Below are 17,946 nucleotides of genomic sequence, written 5' to 3'. Positions count from 1 at the left end.
TAGCGGCCGGTGTGCACACCGGTTTGCGCCTGTGGGGGTGTGCTGTGGATTGTGCGCTGGGGGCTGGCTAGTTGCTGCTGGTGACCAGGTGTGCGACTCGTTCGATGTGGGTGCGCATTTCGGCGGTGGCGTCCGGGTGGAGGGCGTGGACGAAGACGCGGTAGAGCAGGGCCCGCAGCAGCATTTGTTTGCAGTGTGGGATGTAGTGGTGGCGGGCGATGATGCCGTCGTCGATGACTTCGGCGATGAGTCCGTCGGCGATGGCGAGGATGCTGGTGTATCCGTAGGGGCGGGCCACGCAGACGAAATCGGTGATCACTGGGGGTTGTCCGGCTGGGGCGATGGTGGTGCCGATGAGGTCGGCGTGGCATGGCTGGGGGTTGAGGGAGAGAACTTCCTCGTCCATGGCGTCGGTGAGGGTTTTGGCCATGGTGAGGGCCCAGTGCAGTGCGGGGCTGGGTTCGGATTCGAGGTCGAGTCCGGGGGCGAGGACTGCGGAGGGGTTGTGTGACCAGGCGGCGGTGTCGGCGACGCGGTAGATGTCGGCGGTGTCCCAGGGTGCGGTGATGCGGTCGTGGGTGAATTTGGGCAGCTCGGTGTTGCTCAGTGCGTCGTCGAGGCGCAGCCCGATGGTGACGAGGTCGTCGATGTTGGTGGCGCGGGGGCCGGGGGTGTAGTCGGTGCATTTCCACCCGTTGACGTGGGTGCGCCCGTCAGTGGAGGTGATGGGTTTGGCGAATCGGATGCCGTCGGGGGTGATGGTGTCGCGGATGTCGGCGGAGTAGCGGGCGCGGACGGTGTCGGTGACGGTGGCGATGACGCGGGATCCGTAGCGGATGCCGTAGTCCCAGGTGCTGCCGAGGGCGTCGTCGGCGTCGGTGGTGATGCGGAAGGCGTCGAGGACTGTCTGGGGTACGGTCTGGTTCATGGTTGCCTAGGGTAGTCGTTGTGTCGGCTGGCGGGGTACTGTGCCACGGTGGGGTTTGGGGGTGGGATGCGAAAAGCTCCCGGCGGTTGTGGGGCCGGGAGCGTGTGGGGTGGGTTATTGGGTGGGGTATGGCCAGGGGTTGTAACGGCAGGTGTCGTTGTTGTCTGGGTAGGTTTGCCCCTCCGCGATCTCGTGAAGTTTGGAGTTGTTGAGGCTGAGGGTTTGCTGCATCATCACCGGCGCGAGTTCGCCGTTGCCACCGCAGGGCTGGTGGGCGGCGTAGCCGATGCCGTGGCCGACTTCGTGGTTGATGAGGTATTGGCGGTAGGCGCCGAGGTCGCCTTGGAAGGGTACGGCCCCGCGCACCCAGCGGGACTCGTTGACGAGCACGCGGTTTCCGATGGGGGTGAAACAGGAGGTTTCCATCTCGATGTCGTTGCCGCAGTGTTTATGGGTGGTTTCGGTGGAGGACAACTGGATGCGCAGGTCTGGTTCCTGACCGCTGTTGGCGTCGATGTGTTGGAACGCGAAGGCGGGGTCGTGGGTCCAGCCGCGCGGGTCGGAGAGGGTGGCGTCAACCATGGCTGCGACGGCGTCGTCGCCGCCGTAGTCGGCGGTGTTCATGCCGTCTTCGACTTCGACGATGTAGGTGTAGGTTTTTTCGCTTCCGACGCCGACTTTGGGGCCGGGGCGGCCGACGACGTGGTAGGTGTCGGTGCCTGTTTCCGCGAAGGGGCCGCCGGGGGGTAGTTCGCCGACGTCCATGGCTAGGCCTTTGCTGTCGGCGGGGTTGGGGGCACCACTGCGGGTGGGGCGGGCCTCGATGCTTTTTTCGACTCCGGCGTCGGTGGAGGTGGCCGTGGTGGTGGTGTCGTCAGGGTTGCGGGCGATGTCGACCAGGACCCAGATGGTGAGCACGACGAGCACGGGGATGGCGTAGGCGCGCCACCCGTAGTTGCGGGCGAAGCGCGCGAAGGCGGAGTCGTTGTGTGACATCGGTGCTTTCTCGTCGGCGGTGGTTGGTGGGTTGTCTTGGGGTGCGTCGCGGCTAGGTGTGTTGGGCCGCGTTATGCGCAGACTTTAGGCACCATACCCCCGATGGTTGGGTTTTGCCCTGTGACCGGCTGGGATTGGGTGGGAGTTTGCTGTCAATAGCCGTCAGCTTGCTGGGCTTTTTCGGGTGGGTGCTGGTGGGTCGCTCGCGGGGCGAGCGGGGTTTTACAGCTTATTGAACGAAACCGACGGGGCGTTTGTCGCTGGAGCCGAGTTCGACGTAGGCGATGGTTTCGGTGCGGACGAGGTAGCGGCGGCCGCGTTCGTCGCTGAGCTCGATGACTTTGTCCCCGTTGTTGACGGCGTCGCGGACGGCGTTTGCGACGTCTTCTTGGGCGCTGTCGGTGCTGATGTTGAGTTCGCGGGGAGTGTCGGTGAAACCGATTTTGATGTCCATGGTGGTGTTCCTCCTGTTGGTTGCCCGACCTGTTCGGTGTTTCACCGGTGGGGTGGGCGGGGTGTGGGGGTTTGTGGGGGCGGGCGCCGGCGTCTTGTCGTTGGTGATGCTGGCGCGCCACCACGTGTGTTGTTTTACCCTAGCGCACTGCTGGTGGTGTGTGTCTTTGGGTGGTGGGTGGTCGTACTCCGATATCGGGGGTGGGGTGGGCTGGGGTGAGGTGTGGTGATGGTGCCCGCTTTGGGCCTTTGACCTAGTAGGCTTATGACTTGTGTCGACTACGCAAAATCACCACGCTTCATTTGCCGTTTCCGCGTCTGACGGAGGGGATCCGCGGTTGAGTGCTGCGCCCTTCGATTCTGCGCCTTTGCCCGCAACTTTTGCGGAGTTGGGGGTGGCGGCTGAGATTGTTGATGCTTTGGCTGAGCGTGGAATCGTGCGGACTTTTGCGATTCAGCAGTTGACGTTGCCGTTGGCCTTGGATGGGGTGGATTTGATTGGCCAGGCTCGTACCGGCATGGGCAAGACGTATGGTTTCGGGGTGCCGTTGCTGGATCGGGTGTTTGATTCTGCTGATGTGGCGGAGTTAGATGGCACGCCGCGGGCGTTGGTGGTGGTTCCGACGCGCGAGTTGTGCCTGCAGGTGACGGATGATTTGGTGAAGGCCGCGAAGAATATTGCGGTTGATGTGTGCGCTATTTATGGTGGCTCGCCGTATGAGCCGCAGGTGGAGGCGTTGCAGCAGGGTGTTGATGTGGTGGTGGGCACCCCGGGCCGTTTGATTGATTTGTATGAGCAGGGGCATTTGCGTCTCGATGAGGTGGCTGTGTTGGTCATCGATGAGGCGGACGAGATGCTGGATTTGGGGTTTTTGCCGGCGATTGAGAAGTTGTTGGCGGCGTTGACGCATCAGCATCAAACGATGCTGTTTTCGGCGACGATGCCGGGGCCGGTGATTACTTTGGCGCGCACGTTTTTGCATAAGCCGGTGCATATTCGGGCGGAAAGCCCGAATGAGTCGACAACACAGTCGACGATTCGTCAGGTGGTGTTCCAGGCGCACCGGATGGATAAGGCTGCGGTGTTGGCGAAGGTGTTGCAGGCGAAGGGTCGTGGGCGGACGATTATCTTTACGCGAACGAAGCGGACGGCTGCGGTGGTGGCTGAGGAATTAGCGGAGCGCGGTTTTAAGGTTGGCGCGGTTCATGGTGACATGGCGCAGCCGGTGCGTGAGCGTTCTTTGTCGGCCTTCCGTTCGGGCGAGGTGGAGATTTTGGTGGCCACTGATGTGGCTGCCCGCGGCATCGATGTTGATGATGTCACGCACGTGATTAATTATCAGACCCCGGATGATCCTTCGACCTATGTGCACCGTATTGGTCGTACGGGTCGCGCTGGCCATGAGGGCACGGCGGTGACGATGGTGGGCTTTGATGAGTTGTTGAAGTGGCAGTCGATTAATGAGGCGCATGATTTGAAGTCGCCGGAGCCTCCGCAGTGGTTCTCGACGTCGCCGGAGTTGTTGGAGGCTTTGGATATTCCGGGTGGGGTTTCGGATCGGGTGGGTCCTGCGCGGCGGGTGTTTGGTGGCGCGGCGGCGACTGCGCCGAAGCGTCCTCGTGGCGCTAAGGGTGGCGCGCCGCGGCGGGAGCAGCGTCGGGAGCAGCCGCGTGGTGGCCGTGGTCGCCGTGGGGGCCGCTCATGAGTGTGTCTGGGGAGGATGCGCACCAGCAGCAGGCGGGCTCGGGGGCGCGGCGGGGTCGTGCGCCGCGGGCTGCGACGTTGCGGAATTCGGCGCGGGATCGTCTGGCTGTGGTGGGGTTGGTTGCGGCCGTGGCGGTGGTGGTCGCTGGCGTTGCGATTTCGGCCCCGGTTGGGCGGGTAGATCATACGACTGCGCAACCTTTTGAGGTTTCGGATACTTCCCCGGAGCAGGTGCCGGCGCGCTTGGCGCCGGTGGGGTCTTTTGCGGATGTCAGCGATGCTTTTACTCCGAAGCCGCTGGTGGTTGATGGGATGTTGATTGTGCCCCAGGAGCATGGGGTGTTGGGGGTGGATCCGGAAACCGGTGAGACGAAGTGGGTGTATGAGCGCGAGGATGTGCGTTTGTGCTCTGTGTCGACGAGTTTTTCTGCAGTGCAGGCGGTGTTTCGGGGGCCGGCTGGCTGCGGTGAGGTGACAAGTTTGTCGGCGCAGACTGGGCAGTATAAGGCGACGCGTTCGGCGCATAATGCTGATGAGGTGGCGCCTGTGATTTCTAATGATCAGGTGGGCACGGTTTCACCGCGGTGGGTGGAGTTGTGGCGCAGTGATTTGGTGCGCACCATGGCTTATGGCACTGATGAGGCCCCGCAGGAGCCGGATATGCAGCCGCATCCGAATTGTGAGATCACTGCGGCGTTGGCGCGGCAGTCTAATGTGGCGGTGTCTGAGCGGTGCCCGGAGGATCCGCAAACCTCTCATGTGCGGGTGATGAAGGCGGTGCCGGAGGATGCCCGGAAGCCGGAGTTGACGGTGGAGATCGATTTGAAGGGGCAGGGCCATGTGGTGGCGATTTCCGCAACCCACACGGCGGTGTATTTGAATGAGCCCGCACCCCGGTTGTATTCCTTTGATGAGGATGGCGAGTTGGTGGCGGATCGGGAGGTTGAGCCGGCCCCCAATGGTGGCGAGGTTGATGGGTTGCCGGTGCGCTATCAATATATTGCGGATCTTCCCCACCACATGTCGTGGTTTGATGGGGCGCGGCTGTATTTGTTTGAGCCGTCTGAGCTGCAGGTGACGGCGGTGTTTGAGGACGCTATCGGCACGGGCGCGGCTTTTGGGGATAAGTTGTTGTATCCGACGCGTGAGGGTATTGCGGTGGCTGATTGGTCTACCGGCGAGGTGGAGCGCACGATTCCGGTGGACCGGGGGGCGGTGTCGGGCCCGGTGAGTTTGGCGGTTGTTGGCTCGATTGTTGTGGAGCAGCGCCCCGGCGAATTGGTGGCGTTGGCTGCCGCCTAGGTGGCTGCGCGGGCCGCACCCTTTCGCCGTTTGAGTGATGCGGGGTGGGCCCGGTTAGTCGCGAAAAACCCCGATCCTGCGTGCCACGGTGGTGGCGTGGCCAGGGTCGGGGTTTTAGGTTTTGTTGGGGTTATGCGCGGGGGCTGAAGGCCTCGCGCGCCCATTCGAGGGCTTGGTTGTTGAAGCAGCACCACAGCCCGTAGGCGGCGACGATGGCGGTGAGTACCGCGGCGATGGGTTGGCCGCCTTGGATCATGTAGTACGCCACGGGCAGCAGCAGCATTTGCAGGATGACAACGGGGCCGCGACCGAAGCGTTTGCCGTGGTAGAGCAGCCACCCGCACCAGCCGACGAAGCCGAAGACCAGCAGGATAAACACGGCGTTGCCGTAGCCGACGATGGCGTCGCGTCCGGGCTGGGTGGTGGCCAGGGAGCTGTCTTGCCCGTGGGTGATTTGGTGGATCACTGAATATATGGCGTAGATCAAACCGATTGCGCCTTCTGCCATGCCGATGATGCCGGCGCGGCGGATGGTGGCGGGGATGGTGTTTGCGTCAGTCACGGTGAGTTAGTGTACGCATCGCCCTGCGAATACGCACCAGCTGTTTTTCTTTGGCTTCACCCCCTTGCCGCCGAGTGGCTGCGGGTTTGTTGCTTTTTAGTTTTGTCGGTGGTGGGTAACTGCTGGTGTGGGTGTGTGCCGGGCGGGTGGGGTGTGGTTGCTGTGGCGGTGTGCGCGGGTGACCTTTGGCGACCTGGGGTGGTTGGGGGCTATCGTGCCTGCACACAGCCCCGCAATGATGTGATCTTTTCGGCCTGCCATGCGGGCACACTGTGATCTACAAAGGTGCACGATACGAACATATTCGCCCAGGGGAACCTAAGAAATTTTCTGTGACGGTTTGACGAATGAAGCCAACACATACTCACCGGGCCATATTGCAAAACTCGCAGGTCAATGCGAAAAAACAACATATAAAGCGACATTCATTTTTGGTTGGAAGCTGAAAAAATACCCCCGCTTTATGGCCCCTCAGGCGCCTCACATTAAGATTCCAGGGTGTTTTAGGACACATTTTTCAACTAACCCCTAGCCAAGAGCTTGCTCGCATGCCATTATTTTTCAGTAGCCCACACGAGGGGCGTGCAAATCATTGGAGCTTCCAACTAGCCAAAGAAGACATCTTCGCAGCTAAAAGCCCTTTAATTCCCACACACTCCCTCTGTGAGAACAGCAGCGTGACAGCACACCGTGGCTGACATGAAACGCACGGCAGCGTTGCACACGCCAAAAGAAACCACTTGAGGTTTCCCCACAGCGTGCGGCATTCTCCCGCCCGCAACTAATGAGAACACCATTAGTTCCCTGTCGGAGAAAGCAGCAAGCGCCGTCTTCCCACGAAGACCGACCGCCTTGCATTGCCCGGCGCGACGTCACAGTCACACTGCGCGTCGCCCCGCGAGACCGCAACAGGCTCACCCCTATTGCACCTCGCACTTTTAAGAAACCCACCCCCATGTTCATCCCGCATGCGGACGCGTTGTCGCGTGAGCACCCGCGGTTGGACACAGACATCTAAGGAGTACTCATGGATTGGCGCCACAAGGCTGTTTGCCGTGACGAAGACCCGGAACTTTTCTTCCCCGTGGGCAACTCTGGCCCCGCCCTCGCACAGGTCGCTAAGGCCAAGATGGTGTGCAACCGCTGCCCCGTCACCTCCCAGTGCCTTACCTGGGCGCTGGAAACCGGCCAGGACGCAGGCGTCTGGGGCGGCATGAGCGAGGACGAGCGTCGCGCACTCAAGCGCCGCAAGAAGGGCCGTCGCGGTGCCGTCAAGGCCCGCGCAAGCGTCTAAAATTCGCTCAAATGCAACGACCCCATTAAAGTAGTTGCAGTTACACCGACAATTGACCGTCCCCCAGAAGGAGACACCATGAGCAAGCGTGGCCGCAAGCGCAAGGACCGCCGCAAGGGCAAAGCCAACCACGGCAAGCGTCCCAACTCCTAAAGAGTTGCGCTAAACGAGCTTTATTAAGCACAAACAGCGGTGCCCACCCCAGCATTTTGGGGTGGGCACCGCTGCTTGTATCTCCTCCCCGCCATGATGTCACCTCACTACTTCTGTTGGGGCGACAGATACAAAAAACCGCGATGAGCCCAACGCTCATCGCGGCCAAAGCCCCCCTTTGGGCTGTCCCACGCGCTACCGCACGCGCGCGCAACCCAGCTGTTGCCTACAACGTGTGGTGGTCACACACTGCCCCTTGGGCTTTTAAGAGTCGAACTCCACAATCGTCGTCTGGGTTCGGCGAATCTTAATGCTGATTGATTCCCGCAACGACGACGGCGCCTGCTGGCAACAACACTGCTTCACCAGGGCGCGCACCTCCGTTTCGATACCGTATTTCTCGAAACAACCCGGGCACTGCTTGATAGCCGCCAGGATTTCCTCGCGACGCTCCTGAGAGCAATCCCCATCGAGAAGCTCCCACAGTGAATCGTTGATTCCTTCGCAGTTGCAGCTCATTTACTTCTCCTTGGTTGCGGTAGACGATGCGGAAACACCAATGCCATGTTCGGCGGCTAGTTCCTTTAACGCTTCTCGAAGCTGCTTTCTTCCCCGGTGCAGCCGGCTCATCACCGTACCCAGGGGAATATCCAGGATCTCAGCGATCTCCTTGTAACTCAGCCCCTGCACGTCGGCATAGAAAACCACCATGCGGTACTCATCATTTAACGCCTCAAAAGCATCAGAAATCTGCCGATTCGGAAGATTTTTCAGCGCCGCAACCTCCGCGGACTCCAACCCAGTCGACTCGTGCGAAGCCGTCGCCAACAACTGATAATCGGTGATTTCCTCCGTCGGCATCTGCGACGGCTGGCGCTTCTTCTTGCGGTAGCTGTTGATGTACAAGTTCGTCATGATCCGATACATCCACGCCTTCAAATTGGTGCCCGGCGTGAAACTATCAAACGCCTGATACGCCTTCATGAACGTGTCTTGCACCAAATCCTCCGCATCCGCGGGATTGCGCGTCATACTCAACGCGCCACCATAGAGCTGGTCAAGCAGGGGCATCGCCTGCTCCTCAAAAGTGAGGGCTTCGTGGGGCTTAGACATGTGTCTATTGTAAAGGGCATGAAGAAAAAGCCCGGTGGCACCCCCGCATTGCAAGCCCTCAACCAGGCAGGAATCGACCACGTCGTACACGAATTCGACGCCGGAAACGAGCACTTCGGCCAGCACGCAGCCGCCGCACTCGCCGCCGAAGGCATCAGCGAAAACCAAGTCTTCAAAACCCTCGTCATCGAACTCGAAGGCGCCCCACGCCCAGGCCTAGGCGTGGTGTGCATCCCGGTGGGCTGCAAACTGTCCATGAAAAAAGCCGCAGCAGCCTTCAACGTGCGTAAAGCACACATGGCGGAGGAAAAAGCAGCCTGCCGCGCCACCGGCTATGTCTTCGGCGGCACCTCCCCCATCGGGCAGAAAACTGCACTGCCGACGGTGATCGATGAATCCGTCGAACACAGCGAACTGGTGTGCGTCTCCGCCGGCAAACGCGGCATGGATGTCGGCCTAAGCCCGAAAGACCTGGCGCTGATTACCGGCGCCACCTTCGCGCCGCTGACCGCCGACTAGCCCGCGACAGTTTTCACCACATCAAAGCAGCGTCTCGGGGTGTTCTGCTGGCGGTATGCGCTTTGAGGCCGGGCCACCGTAGGTTTCCCCGTCCACCGCAACCGGGGTGATGAGGTTTTCGCCCTGGGTGCGCACATTGCCCACCGCCCGGTCGACCGGGGTGAAGGCAAACTCCGGCACGAAAAACTCGGGCTCGGAATCCTCCCCGGCCAACCACCGCTTCGCCGCCTGACCTGCGACAAACATGGGCATCCGCGCGTGCAACCACTCCATGGACGGATCCGCCTGAGTCGTCATGATGGTGCACGACAGTTGATTCGCCCCCGTATCGAACAGGCCCGCCGCCCACACAATCGACTCACCCGGCGCGTCACTGTGCACATAGTAGGGCTGCTTGTTTTTCCACTCGTAGTAGCCGTTCATCGGAACCAGGCACCGTTTTTTCTTCATGGCCGAACGGAAGGTGGGTTTTTCGGCCGCGGTTTCGATCCGCGCGTTAAAGGTGGCGTATCCGCCGGCTTTGTCAGCCCAGTGTGGAATCAGCCCCCAGGTGGCGGGAACGACGGTGAGCCCCTGGTCGGGGGTGTCTGCTGGGGCGAAGGCGGCTGCTTCTGCTTTTAAGGTTTCGCTGGGGATGATGGCGGGGATGGGGGTGGAGGGGGCGATGTTGAAACGCGCCGGTGGCAGCCCGTGGGGGAAGGACACTAGCTCGGAGATGGGAAACAGTGCCTGCTGGAGCTGGTCAGGGGTGGCATACAGCACGAAACGTCCGCACATGGTGGTTTTTCCTTATAGGCCAACAACGCTGTTATTGGGCTGGCTGAGAGAGTTGGGAGTGTTGGGGTGTTCAGGCTTTGCTGGGTGTGGTCAACACCTTAGCTTTTGATGCTGGCGCGCACTGGAGTGTTTCAAAGCCACTGCAGCGTAGTGTTCCCTGTAGCGCCCGTCACCCCCTACTATGGTTGTGTGACGAACTTTTGGCCTGCCCCCACTGCCCAGCACCCCATCGACGCGACCGTGAAGATTCCCGGGTCGAAGTCGATGACGAACCGTGCGCTGATTTTGGCCGCCATTGCGGATGCGCCCTCAACGATTGTTGGTGCGCTGCGCAGCCGCGATAGCGATCTAATGATGGCCGCCCTGGCGAAGATGGGCACCTCAATCAAGGTCAGCGATGAGGCGATCGTCGTAACACCTCGCCCACTGCGCGGGGGCGCGGTGGATTGTGGTTTGGCGGGCACGGTGATGCGTTTCGTGCCGCCAGTGGCCGCGACGGCTACCGGCACGGTGAGTTTCGATGGCGACGAGTATGCGCGCAAGCGCCCAATGGGCACCATTTTGGATGCGCTGCGCTCATTGGGTGTGGCGGTCAGTGGCACGAAGCTGCCGTTTCAGGTGATCGGTACGGGCCGTGCCGCAGGTGGCGAGGTCACCATTGATGCGTCCGGATCCTCGCAGTTTGTGTCCGGTTTGTTGTTGTCGGGGGCGCGTTTTGATCGGGGGGTGACGGTGCGCCACCAGGGTGGCCCGCTGCCGAGCATGCCGCACATCGACATGACGGTGGCGATGCTGCGTCAGGCGGGAGTGGCAGTTGAGCAGGATCTGGACAACGCCACCTGGACTGTGGCCCCTGGCCCTATTTCGGGCCGTGACTGGCTGATCGAACCCGATTTGTCGAACGCAACCCCGTTTTTGGCGGCGGCTGCGGTTACCGGCGGCACGGTGCGCACCGCGTGGCCGGCGGAAACCACCCAGCCCGGGGACGCTATCCGTGGCATTTTGGCCGAGATGGGCGCCCAGGTTGATTTTGATGAGCAGGCGGGGATGCTGAGTGTGACCGGTCCCGCTCAGGGTGCTTCGGGTTTGCGGGGCATCACGATGGATATGGGCGATATTGGTGAGCTCACCCCGACGGTTGCGGCATTGTGCGCCTTGGCCTCCACCGAGTCCACGTTGACCGGCATTGCTCACCTGCGTGGGCACGAAACCGATCGTTTGAAGGCTTTGGCCACCGAGATCAATAGGCTCGGTGGCTCGTGTGAGGAGCTGGAGGACGGCATCACCATCCGCCCGGCGGCTTTGCACGGCGGGCAGTGGATGTCCTACGACGATCACCGCATGGCGACCGCCGGCGCGATTATTGGGCTGGTGGTCGATGGGGTGGAGGTCGATAACATCGCCACCACCTCTAAGACGCTGCCGGACTTCGATCAGATGTGGGCCGAGATGCTGCAGGGTGGGTCGGCCCGTGGCTAGGGTTCCCCGCTCCCTCAAAGGTTTTGATGAGTCCGATGTGCGGGTGCGCCCCGGCAAGGGCTCTAGGCCGCGCACTAAGGATCGTCCTGCGCATAAAAATGCCGCCTACGGCATGGTGGTCTCTAAGGACCGTGGCCGGTGGGGCGTGGTGTTGGATGCCGATGCGGAAAAGATCATTGATGATGGTTCCCACGAGGTGACCCCCATTGTGTGCATGCGTGCCCGCGAGCTGGGGAAAACCCCCATTGTGGTCGGCGACCGGGTGGGCATCGTCGGTGATACCTCCGGCGCCCCCGGCACCCTGGCCCGCATCGTCAAGCTAGATGAGCGCACGAGTGTACTGCGGCGCACCGCCGACGACACCGACGCCTATGAGCGCATCGTCGTCGCCAATGCCGACAAGCTGCTGATTGTGTGCGCCGTGGCGGATCCGCCACCACGCACCGGGTTTGTGGAACGCGCCCTGATTGCCGCTTTCGTGGGCGGGGTCAAGCCGGTGTTGTGTTTGACCAAGTCCGACCTGGCAGACCCCACCGAGTTCGCCGCGGAGTTTCGGGATCTGGATGTTCCCGTCGTCGTGTGCGGTATCAACGACCCGTTGGACCCGGTCATCGACATCACCTCCGGCACCGTGTCCGCCTTGGTCGGCCACTCCGGGGTGGGCAAATCGACGCTGGTCAACCGGTTGGTTCCTGACGCTGATCGCGCCACTAGTGCGGTCAGTGGGGTCGGCAAAGGCCGCCACACCTCCACCCAGTCGATGGCGCTCGCGCTGCCCACCGGCGGCTGGATCATTGACACCCCAGGTATTCGTTCCTTCGGGCTGGCGCACGTGGACGCCGACACCCTGATCGACGTGTTTGAGGATCTGCGCGACGCCGCCGAGGACTGCCCGCGTGGCTGTAGCCACGACGAGCCCGGCTGCGCGCTCACCCAACTCGATGGGGCCTCCGGGCGCCGCTTCGAAGCGGTACTGAAACTGCTGCGCGCTTTACGCACGAACGTGGAGTGGGAATAGCGCACAGGGGCGACAAAGCAGGCATCGGCAAGCAGACGTTGAGGTAGAAAAGGAGGTCCCGTCGTGGGTTGGTGGATTGGCAGCGGCCACTCGCGTTCCGCTGATTCGACAGGTCGTGATCTGGGCGAACGCAGCAGCACCAACGATCACCTCGACCGGGAAACCCACGCCAACACGGCCGCCGATTCCGCCCCACCTACTCCCCCAGCCCCTGAGGCGCCCGGTGGGCGGCGCTGGATCACCGAAACCCCGCTGAACCGGCTGGCGGTCTACGCCATCATCGCAGGGGTGGTCACCGGAGTGATGGTGGCTGCCATTAACTGGGCGGTCATCTTTACCGAGCGATTCGTGTTCGGCACTGACCACATCGCCACCCTGGGGCCCGGTGAAACCGTCGCCCCCGGCCGCCTCGCGATCACCATCGTCTTCGTCGGTGTCGCCACCGCCATCGCCTGGTTTGCCCTCGACCGCTTTGGTCGCCCCACCGTCAGCGTGCCCGGCGCGATGAAGGGCGAAAAAATGCCCGTTATCGAAACCGTGATCAGTGCGTTTGTGCAGGTGTGTTCGGTTGCTGCCGGCGCGCCGGTGGGCCGTGAGAACGCGCCCCGACTCATTGGTGGGCTGGCGGCCGCCGGCATGTCGAATACGTTCCGTCTTGACGGGGATGCCCGCAGGATTCTGGTGGCTTCTGCCGCGGGTGCGGGTTTGGCGGCGTCCTTCCACCTGCCGCTCGCAGGCGCGCTGTTTACCTTGGAGCTTCTCCTGGTGGAGATGTCGACCAGGACTGTGGTGGCATCCATGTTGTGTTCCGCCACGGCCGTGGCGACTACTGGTCTGTTTGTGCATCACCACCCGATTTATCGGGCGGTCGTGTTGACGGAGCGCCCCGAGGTGCTTTTAGCTGCGATTCTGGTGGGCGCGATCGCTGGTTCTTTCGGCCACTTCTTTGGTCGGGCTGCCCGCCGCGTGGCCGCTAGTCGTGCGCGCGGTGTGCAGGTGCTGTGGCAAATGCCCCTGGCTTTCATATTGGTTGCGGTGTTGGCGTACTTCATTCCCGGAGTCAGTGGCAATGGTCGGTTTGTGGCGCAGACGCTGCTGTTTGAGGGCATGACCTTAAAAGCGATGTTGTTGGTGGGGTTGTGTCGTGCGGCGCTTACGCTGTTGTGTTTCCGCGTCGGCACGGTGGGAGGTACCCTTACGCCGGCCTTCGCCTTGGGTGCGATGGTGGGGGCGGCCATTGGCACGCTGGTGCATCCTCTTTTCCCCTCGCTGCCGATCGGCGCGTTTGCTTTGCTGGGGGCCGCCGCATTTTTGTCGACGACGATGGCCGCTCCGATGTTCGGGATGCTGGCTGCGGTGGAGTTCACCGATATGCAGGCCCAGGGTTATCTCGCCATGTTCATCACGGTCATCGCCGCGGCGCTGGCCACGCGTGCCTGGGCGGTGCTGATCGATAAAGAACAACGCCACAAGCCGCTGATGCCGGCCCATTGGACGCACGACCGCATCTAACTGGCTGCAAGCACAGGAAAGCGCCTGCCGCTGCGGGAAGTGCCAGATGTCTACCGCTGTAGGTCAATCGGTATTTTTCTGGCAGCCTCCCGCCGCGGCAGGCGCTGTTGTCACCTCACTGGGAGGTGCATTTTCACACTCGCATTGGTTTGCAGGTGTGGGCAGCACTTGCCCCAGTGCTGTTGCTACTTAAGGCTAGGTTGGCCACTGGGGCGTGTCGGGGGTGCATGCTTGTGGGCCGGGGCGCCCGTCTGTGTTCCCTTTCTAGGAACCGGCCGGGAGAGTCTTTTTTCCGGCGATGGCGCCGACGAGGTGACGTACTCCTTCGCTAACCCCCGGGCGGAGCTCCTTTAACAGCTTCAGCGCGGGCTTGAGGCCAGCGCGCACGCCGTGGGCGTCGGCGCCGACGTGCAGGTGGGCTTCCACTGCGTCGGTCAGCGCCTTGTTGGAGCGCACCTCGGGGGCGTTGTCGCGGGTGGCGGCCAGGTATTTATTCGGCAGGGTGAGTTTCAGCAGGGTGCGCTGCACCTTGAGGAACTGCACGGGGAAGCTGTCGACGTTGTAGGGCAGGTCGAATTCTTCGGCGATGGCCTGGACTTTTTTGCCGACTTCCGCCAACCGGTTGGAGGGCATGTCGGGGAACAGGTGGTGTTCGATTTGGTAGTTGAGGTTGCCGCTGAGGATGGTCAGGAGCTTGCCGCCGTGGAAGTTGGCGCTGCCGAGCATCTGACGCAGGTACCACTCGGCGTGGGTCTCGTTGGCGAACTGTTCCTTGGTGAACGTTTCGGTTTCGTCGGGGAAGTGCCCGCAGAAGATGACGGCGTAGGACCAGTAGTTGCGGATCAGGTTGGCGATCGCGTTGGCTTTGAGGGTGTTGACGTAGTTGGGGCCGGACAGCGCCGGGAAGAGGATGTAGTCCTTGATGACTTGGCGCTTGGATTTGTGGACGACCTCCCAGAAGCGGGGGGCGGTGGTTTTCCAGTCTTGTTTGCCGGCGAAGTAGCGGCCGAGTTCGACGTCGTAGAAGGCCACGGCCCATTGGAAGAGGCTGGCGAGGACGAAGTTGGTGACGGGCTGGAAGGCGAAGAAGGGGCTCCAGCGGCGGTCGCGGGTCACGCGCAGCACACCATATCCGACGTCGTTGTCCATGCCGAGGATGTTGGTGTACTTGTGGTGCACGAAGTTGTGGGAGTGCATCCACTGGGAGCTGGGGCAGGTCATGTCCCATTCCCAGGTGGTGGAGTGGATTTCGGGGTCGTTCATCCAGTCCCATTGGCCGTGGATGACGTTGTGGCCGATTTCCATGTTTTCCAGGACTTTGGACAGTCCCAAAAGGCCGGCGCCCGCCCAGAACAAGGGCTTTTTGTGGCTAAACAGCAGTGCGGCGCGGCCGGCGACCTCTAGGCCGCGTTGGAAGCGGATGAGGTTTTTGATGTAGGCGACGTCTTTTTCGCCGAGGGAGTTTTTCACTTCCTCTTGGATGGCGTCGAAGCGACGGCCGATTTCTTCGATGTCTTCGTCGGTGAGGTGGCTGTAGGCCTTGATGTTGTCGATTGCCATGGGGTGCTCCTTGCGGTGGTCTGGGGTGCGCGGGGGTTTAGACGTCGATGTCGACGTCGCCGTTGGCGACGCAGACGCAGGTGCGGATGCGTTCGCCGGGGCCTTTGACTTCGCTGGTGCGCAGGTCGGTGACGTAGCCGTCAGTTAGTTCGCGGACACAGGTTTGGCAGATTCCCATGCGGCAGCCAAACGGCAGCTGCACGCCGGCGGATTCGCCGGCTTCGAGGATGGTGGTCGCCCCGTCGGCGGCGACGCTGCCGCGGGTGCCGAAGGTGATGTTTCCGCCGGTGGCGTCGCTGGCGCGATCCAGGGTGAAACGTTCGGTGTGCAGATCCACGCCGCGGTCTTTGGCCCACTGCTCTAGGGTGTTGAGCATGTCGCTGGGGCCACAGGCGTAGATGTCGCGCTGTGCGTAGTCGGGCACCATGGCTTCGGCTTGCTCCAGGGTGACGCGGCCGTCTTCGCTGGTGACCCGCAGATGCACTGTCAGGCCGCGGCTGCTCATGCGGCGCAGATCGTCGGCGAACAGCAAGTCTTCGCGGTGGCGCACGCTGTGCACCAGCACCGCATCGGTGGCGGTTGTGCCGAGGTGTTCTTCGATGCTGCGCAACATGGAGATCACCGGGGTAATGCCGGTGCCGGCGGTGATGAACAGTAGCTTGTCCGGCAGCGGGTGCGGCAGGTGGAAATCTCCCGCAGGGGCTGCCAGGCGCACCGTCATGCCGGGGGTGGCAGTACCCACCAGGTGGTTGGATAGTTTGCCTTTTTCTACCGCCCGGACCGTGACCTCAAGGGTGCGGCTGGTCGGCTTGGGCGCACAGGTCAAAGAGTAGGAGCGCCAGGTGTAGCGGCCGTTGATGGGCACCCCAATGCCGATGTACTGGCCGGCGTGGAATTCCACGGGGACTCCCCAGCCGGGCTTGATGATCAGGGTGACGGTGTCTTCCGTCGCGCGGGTGACGTGCACGATTTGACCGCGCAGTTCGCGCGCCGACCACAGGGGGTTAACCAGCTGGGTGTAGTCGTCGGGAAGCAGCGGGGTGGTAAACCGACGGAGTACTGTCCGGATGCCGCTGAGTTTGGGGCGTGCCACAGATTCTCCTTGGGGGTATAAAACTAGTACGGCACCGTAGCTTACCGTTGCGTAGGTTTCGTGTCCACCAACACGCCCCAACCCCAGCGCCACCCAGGACATCCCCCACCACACCCCAACAAACCACCCCACCACACCCCCAAAAAAACCACCACCAAAACGGCATACAACGCAGCAAAGGCGCCGGGGCCACCACACCCTGCCAGGCAAAGCCCGACAGGCGGTGACACCGACGCCCACAACGTCTTCGCAGGAAACTAGCCCTCGCCGAACACAAAATCCAAGCGAGTCGGCTCCCGATAAGCCATGAAATAATCCTGCGCCTCAGCCACAACATTGGCCGCATCCTCGTCCCCGAGGTCCGCCGCCACAATCGCCTCAACCGCAGGCTTCGTAAACTGCTCAGTTTCCTCAATATCGACGTGGATGCTCGCAATGTGCTTCAGCGGCACAGACTCCCAATCAACCCGCACCACACTATCGCCAGCCTCCTCATCGACATGGCACGCACTGTCATCCACATCGACACTGACCACCACGCGACGCGCCGGAAAAAGCTCCACCCCCGCATTCAGCATCCGCAAAGACCCCTCCGCGGCATCAAGGAAGGCAAAGTACTCAATCTCCTCGAGCTCTAAGCCCTCAAAAGCCTCCACCAAAGCGGGAGTCGCCGTAAAACCATAACCCCCAACCACCGGGTGGGAGCCCTCCTCAGCAAGCCGGCGCAACAAATCAAACGTCGACGGAAGATACACGCGCATAACGACTAGTACTCCCCATCCATACCGAACATGCCGCAAATCTCCACGACAGAACGGTCAAAGTGCTGATAAAAAACGCCCACCAGACCAGAATCGACCGCCCCGCGCACATTCAAAATGTTGTCATCGACAAACACACAATCATTCATCGGCAACCCAATCGAACGAGCCGCGATCTCAAAAGCGGCAGTCTCCGGCTTCTCCGCCCCAATCTCACCAGACAACGCCACCGCATCCACGATGCCATCAGACAGCCACCGGCGAATCTCATCCGCCAACGGCCCCTCACCCTCCGTATTGGACAAAATAGCCAACTGCACGCCATGAGCCTTCAGCTCAGACAACAACGCCTTCCAACGGCGCACATCCTCATCGGTGCCATCCAACACACCGCAATAGTCAACAATCAATCCACGCATCAACGAAACATCCTTTACACACATCGTTTATCAACACCACGCGCAGGCACAGCCCACACGCACAGATCCCCCCAAACCCATCACACAGGCCTGAAGAAACCACTGGTCGCACCGTGAACGATCACCGCAACGCACCAAGCATTTTTCGCTTCACCACACTACGCGAAACACTCAAGGCCAGGCAGAGAACAAAACATCCAGCCCACGACCACGCATGCCCACGCGCACCACAGCGCCTTAAAAAAAGGGGGGAAAAAAATAGCTGCTTTAAAAATAGCCGCTTTCCGCCCCCATGTCGCCCA

General features: G+C 61.6%; 19 protein-coding genes. 8 read left to right on the top strand and 11 right to left on the bottom strand.

Going from position 1 to position 17,946, the window contains the following annotated elements:
- Positions 1–67: 67 nt before the first annotated feature.
- From CAQU_RS02910 to CAQU_RS02900, 3 genes are all read right to left on the bottom strand, one after another.
- A complete protein-coding gene (locus CAQU_RS02910; protein WP_075725071.1) occupies positions 68–928 on the bottom strand; it encodes a TIGR02569 family protein in 861 nt (286 codons plus the stop codon).
- A gap of 114 nt (positions 929–1,042) precedes the next feature.
- A complete protein-coding gene (locus tag CAQU_RS02905) occupies positions 1,043–1,924 on the bottom strand; it encodes a DUF3152 domain-containing protein (protein ID WP_075725069.1) in 882 nt (293 codons plus the stop codon).
- Positions 1,925–2,153: 229 nt separating this feature from the next.
- Positions 2,154–2,378 carry a DUF3107 domain-containing protein gene (locus tag CAQU_RS02900; protein WP_075725067.1) on the bottom strand — a complete coding sequence of 75 codons (225 nt, stop codon included), beginning with the start codon at positions 2,376–2,378 and terminating at the stop codon, positions 2,154–2,156.
- Between the two features lie 337 nt (positions 2,379–2,715).
- Between CAQU_RS02900 and CAQU_RS02895 the strand changes: the two genes are divergently transcribed.
- Together CAQU_RS02895 and CAQU_RS02890 are read left to right on the top strand one after the other, a co-directional pair.
- Positions 2,716–4,083 (top strand): DEAD/DEAH box helicase, encoded by a 1,368-nt coding sequence (locus CAQU_RS02895; RefSeq protein ID WP_075725065.1) that lies wholly within the window; start codon positions 2,716–2,718, stop codon positions 4,081–4,083.
- The gene (locus tag CAQU_RS02890; RefSeq protein ID WP_157108871.1) at positions 4,080–5,384 is read left to right on the top strand and encodes an Rv3212 family protein; all 1,305 of its coding nucleotides are present in this window, start codon (positions 4,080–4,082) and stop codon (positions 5,382–5,384) included. Before CAQU_RS02895 ends, CAQU_RS02890 begins: the two co-directional genes overlap by 4 nt.
- Positions 5,385–5,514: 130 nt before the next feature.
- Here the strand turns inward: CAQU_RS02890 and CAQU_RS02885 are convergent, their stop codons facing one another.
- Positions 5,515–5,946, bottom strand: a complete 432-nt coding sequence (locus CAQU_RS02885; RefSeq protein ID WP_084562739.1) for a hypothetical protein — start codon at positions 5,944–5,946, stop codon at positions 5,515–5,517.
- Between the two features lie 1,027 nt (positions 5,947–6,973).
- Here CAQU_RS02885 and CAQU_RS02880 point away from each other — a divergent pair.
- Together CAQU_RS02880 and CAQU_RS13265 are read left to right on the top strand one after the other, a co-directional pair.
- Entirely contained in the window at positions 6,974–7,240 is a 267-nt protein-coding gene (locus CAQU_RS02880) for a WhiB family transcriptional regulator (protein WP_075725064.1), read from the top strand.
- A 78-nt stretch (positions 7,241–7,318) separates the two neighbouring features.
- A complete protein-coding gene (locus tag CAQU_RS13265) occupies positions 7,319–7,393 on the top strand; it encodes a 50S ribosomal protein bL37 (protein WP_390885311.1) in 75 nt (24 codons plus the stop codon).
- 264 nt (positions 7,394–7,657) lie between these two features.
- Here the strand turns inward: CAQU_RS13265 and rsrA are convergent, their stop codons facing one another.
- Together rsrA and CAQU_RS02870 are read right to left on the bottom strand one after the other, a co-directional pair.
- The gene (rsrA, locus tag CAQU_RS02875; RefSeq protein ID WP_075725062.1) at positions 7,658–7,912 is read right to left on the bottom strand and encodes a mycothiol system anti-sigma-R factor; all 255 of its coding nucleotides are present in this window, start codon (positions 7,910–7,912) and stop codon (positions 7,658–7,660) included.
- Positions 7,913–8,506 carry a sigma-70 family RNA polymerase sigma factor gene (locus CAQU_RS02870; RefSeq protein WP_075725060.1) on the bottom strand — a complete coding sequence of 198 codons (594 nt, stop codon included), beginning with the start codon at positions 8,504–8,506 and terminating at the stop codon, positions 7,913–7,915.
- Positions 8,507–8,524: 18 nt separating this feature from the next.
- Here CAQU_RS02870 and ybaK point away from each other — a divergent pair, with 18 nt between their 5' ends.
- Positions 8,525–9,025 carry a Cys-tRNA(Pro) deacylase gene (ybaK, locus tag CAQU_RS02865; RefSeq protein WP_075725059.1) on the top strand — a complete coding sequence of 167 codons (501 nt, stop codon included), beginning with the start codon at positions 8,525–8,527 and terminating at the stop codon, positions 9,023–9,025.
- A gap of 21 nt (positions 9,026–9,046) precedes the next feature.
- Here the strand turns inward: ybaK and CAQU_RS02860 are convergent, their stop codons facing one another.
- Complete coding sequence (locus CAQU_RS02860) at positions 9,047–9,802, bottom strand: SOS response-associated peptidase (protein ID WP_075725057.1); 756 nt, start codon at positions 9,800–9,802, stop codon at positions 9,047–9,049.
- A 189-nt stretch (positions 9,803–9,991) separates the two neighbouring features.
- Between CAQU_RS02860 and aroA the strand changes: the two genes are divergently transcribed.
- From aroA to CAQU_RS02845, 3 genes are all read left to right on the top strand, one after another.
- Positions 9,992–11,281: a 3-phosphoshikimate 1-carboxyvinyltransferase gene (aroA, locus tag CAQU_RS02855; protein WP_075725055.1), complete on the top strand. Its 1,290-nt coding sequence runs from the start codon at positions 9,992–9,994 to the stop codon at positions 11,279–11,281.
- Complete coding sequence (gene rsgA / locus CAQU_RS02850) at positions 11,274–12,299, top strand: ribosome small subunit-dependent GTPase A (protein ID WP_075725053.1); 1,026 nt, start codon at positions 11,274–11,276, stop codon at positions 12,297–12,299. Before aroA ends, rsgA begins: the two co-directional genes overlap by 8 nt.
- Before the next feature lie 237 nt (positions 12,300–12,536).
- Entirely contained in the window at positions 12,537–13,811 is a 1,275-nt protein-coding gene (locus CAQU_RS02845; protein WP_075728324.1) for a chloride channel protein, read from the top strand.
- A gap of 264 nt (positions 13,812–14,075) precedes the next feature.
- On the opposite strand, the gene CAQU_RS02840 is transcribed toward CAQU_RS02845, so the two are convergent.
- The 4 genes from CAQU_RS02840 to CAQU_RS02825 all read right to left on the bottom strand — a co-directional run bounded on the left by CAQU_RS02840 (position 14,076) and on the right by CAQU_RS02825 (position 17,644).
- Positions 14,076–15,371, bottom strand: a complete 1,296-nt coding sequence (locus tag CAQU_RS02840) for a fatty acid desaturase family protein (protein ID WP_075725051.1) — start codon at positions 15,369–15,371, stop codon at positions 14,076–14,078.
- Positions 15,372–15,408: 37 nt separating this feature from the next.
- On the bottom strand, positions 15,409–16,464 hold the full coding sequence (locus CAQU_RS02835; RefSeq protein ID WP_075725049.1) for a ferredoxin reductase: 1,056 nt from the start codon (positions 16,462–16,464) through the stop codon (positions 15,409–15,411).
- A gap of 257 nt (positions 16,465–16,721) precedes the next feature.
- The gene (locus tag CAQU_RS02830; RefSeq protein WP_075725047.1) at positions 16,722–17,225 is read right to left on the bottom strand and encodes a DUF6912 family protein; all 504 of its coding nucleotides are present in this window, start codon (positions 17,223–17,225) and stop codon (positions 16,722–16,724) included.
- A 5-nt stretch (positions 17,226–17,230) separates the two neighbouring features.
- Positions 17,231–17,644 carry an HAD family hydrolase gene (locus tag CAQU_RS02825; protein WP_075725045.1) on the bottom strand — a complete coding sequence of 138 codons (414 nt, stop codon included), beginning with the start codon at positions 17,642–17,644 and terminating at the stop codon, positions 17,231–17,233.
- Positions 17,645–17,946: the final 302 nt, after the last annotated feature.

The sequence above is a fragment of the Corynebacterium aquilae DSM 44791 genome, assembly GCF_001941445.1.
Classification (GTDB): domain Bacteria; phylum Actinomycetota; class Actinomycetes; order Mycobacteriales; family Mycobacteriaceae; genus Corynebacterium; species Corynebacterium aquilae.
Note: the sequence above shows the minus strand (reverse complement) of the source record. Positions and strands in the feature narration are given on the sequence as shown.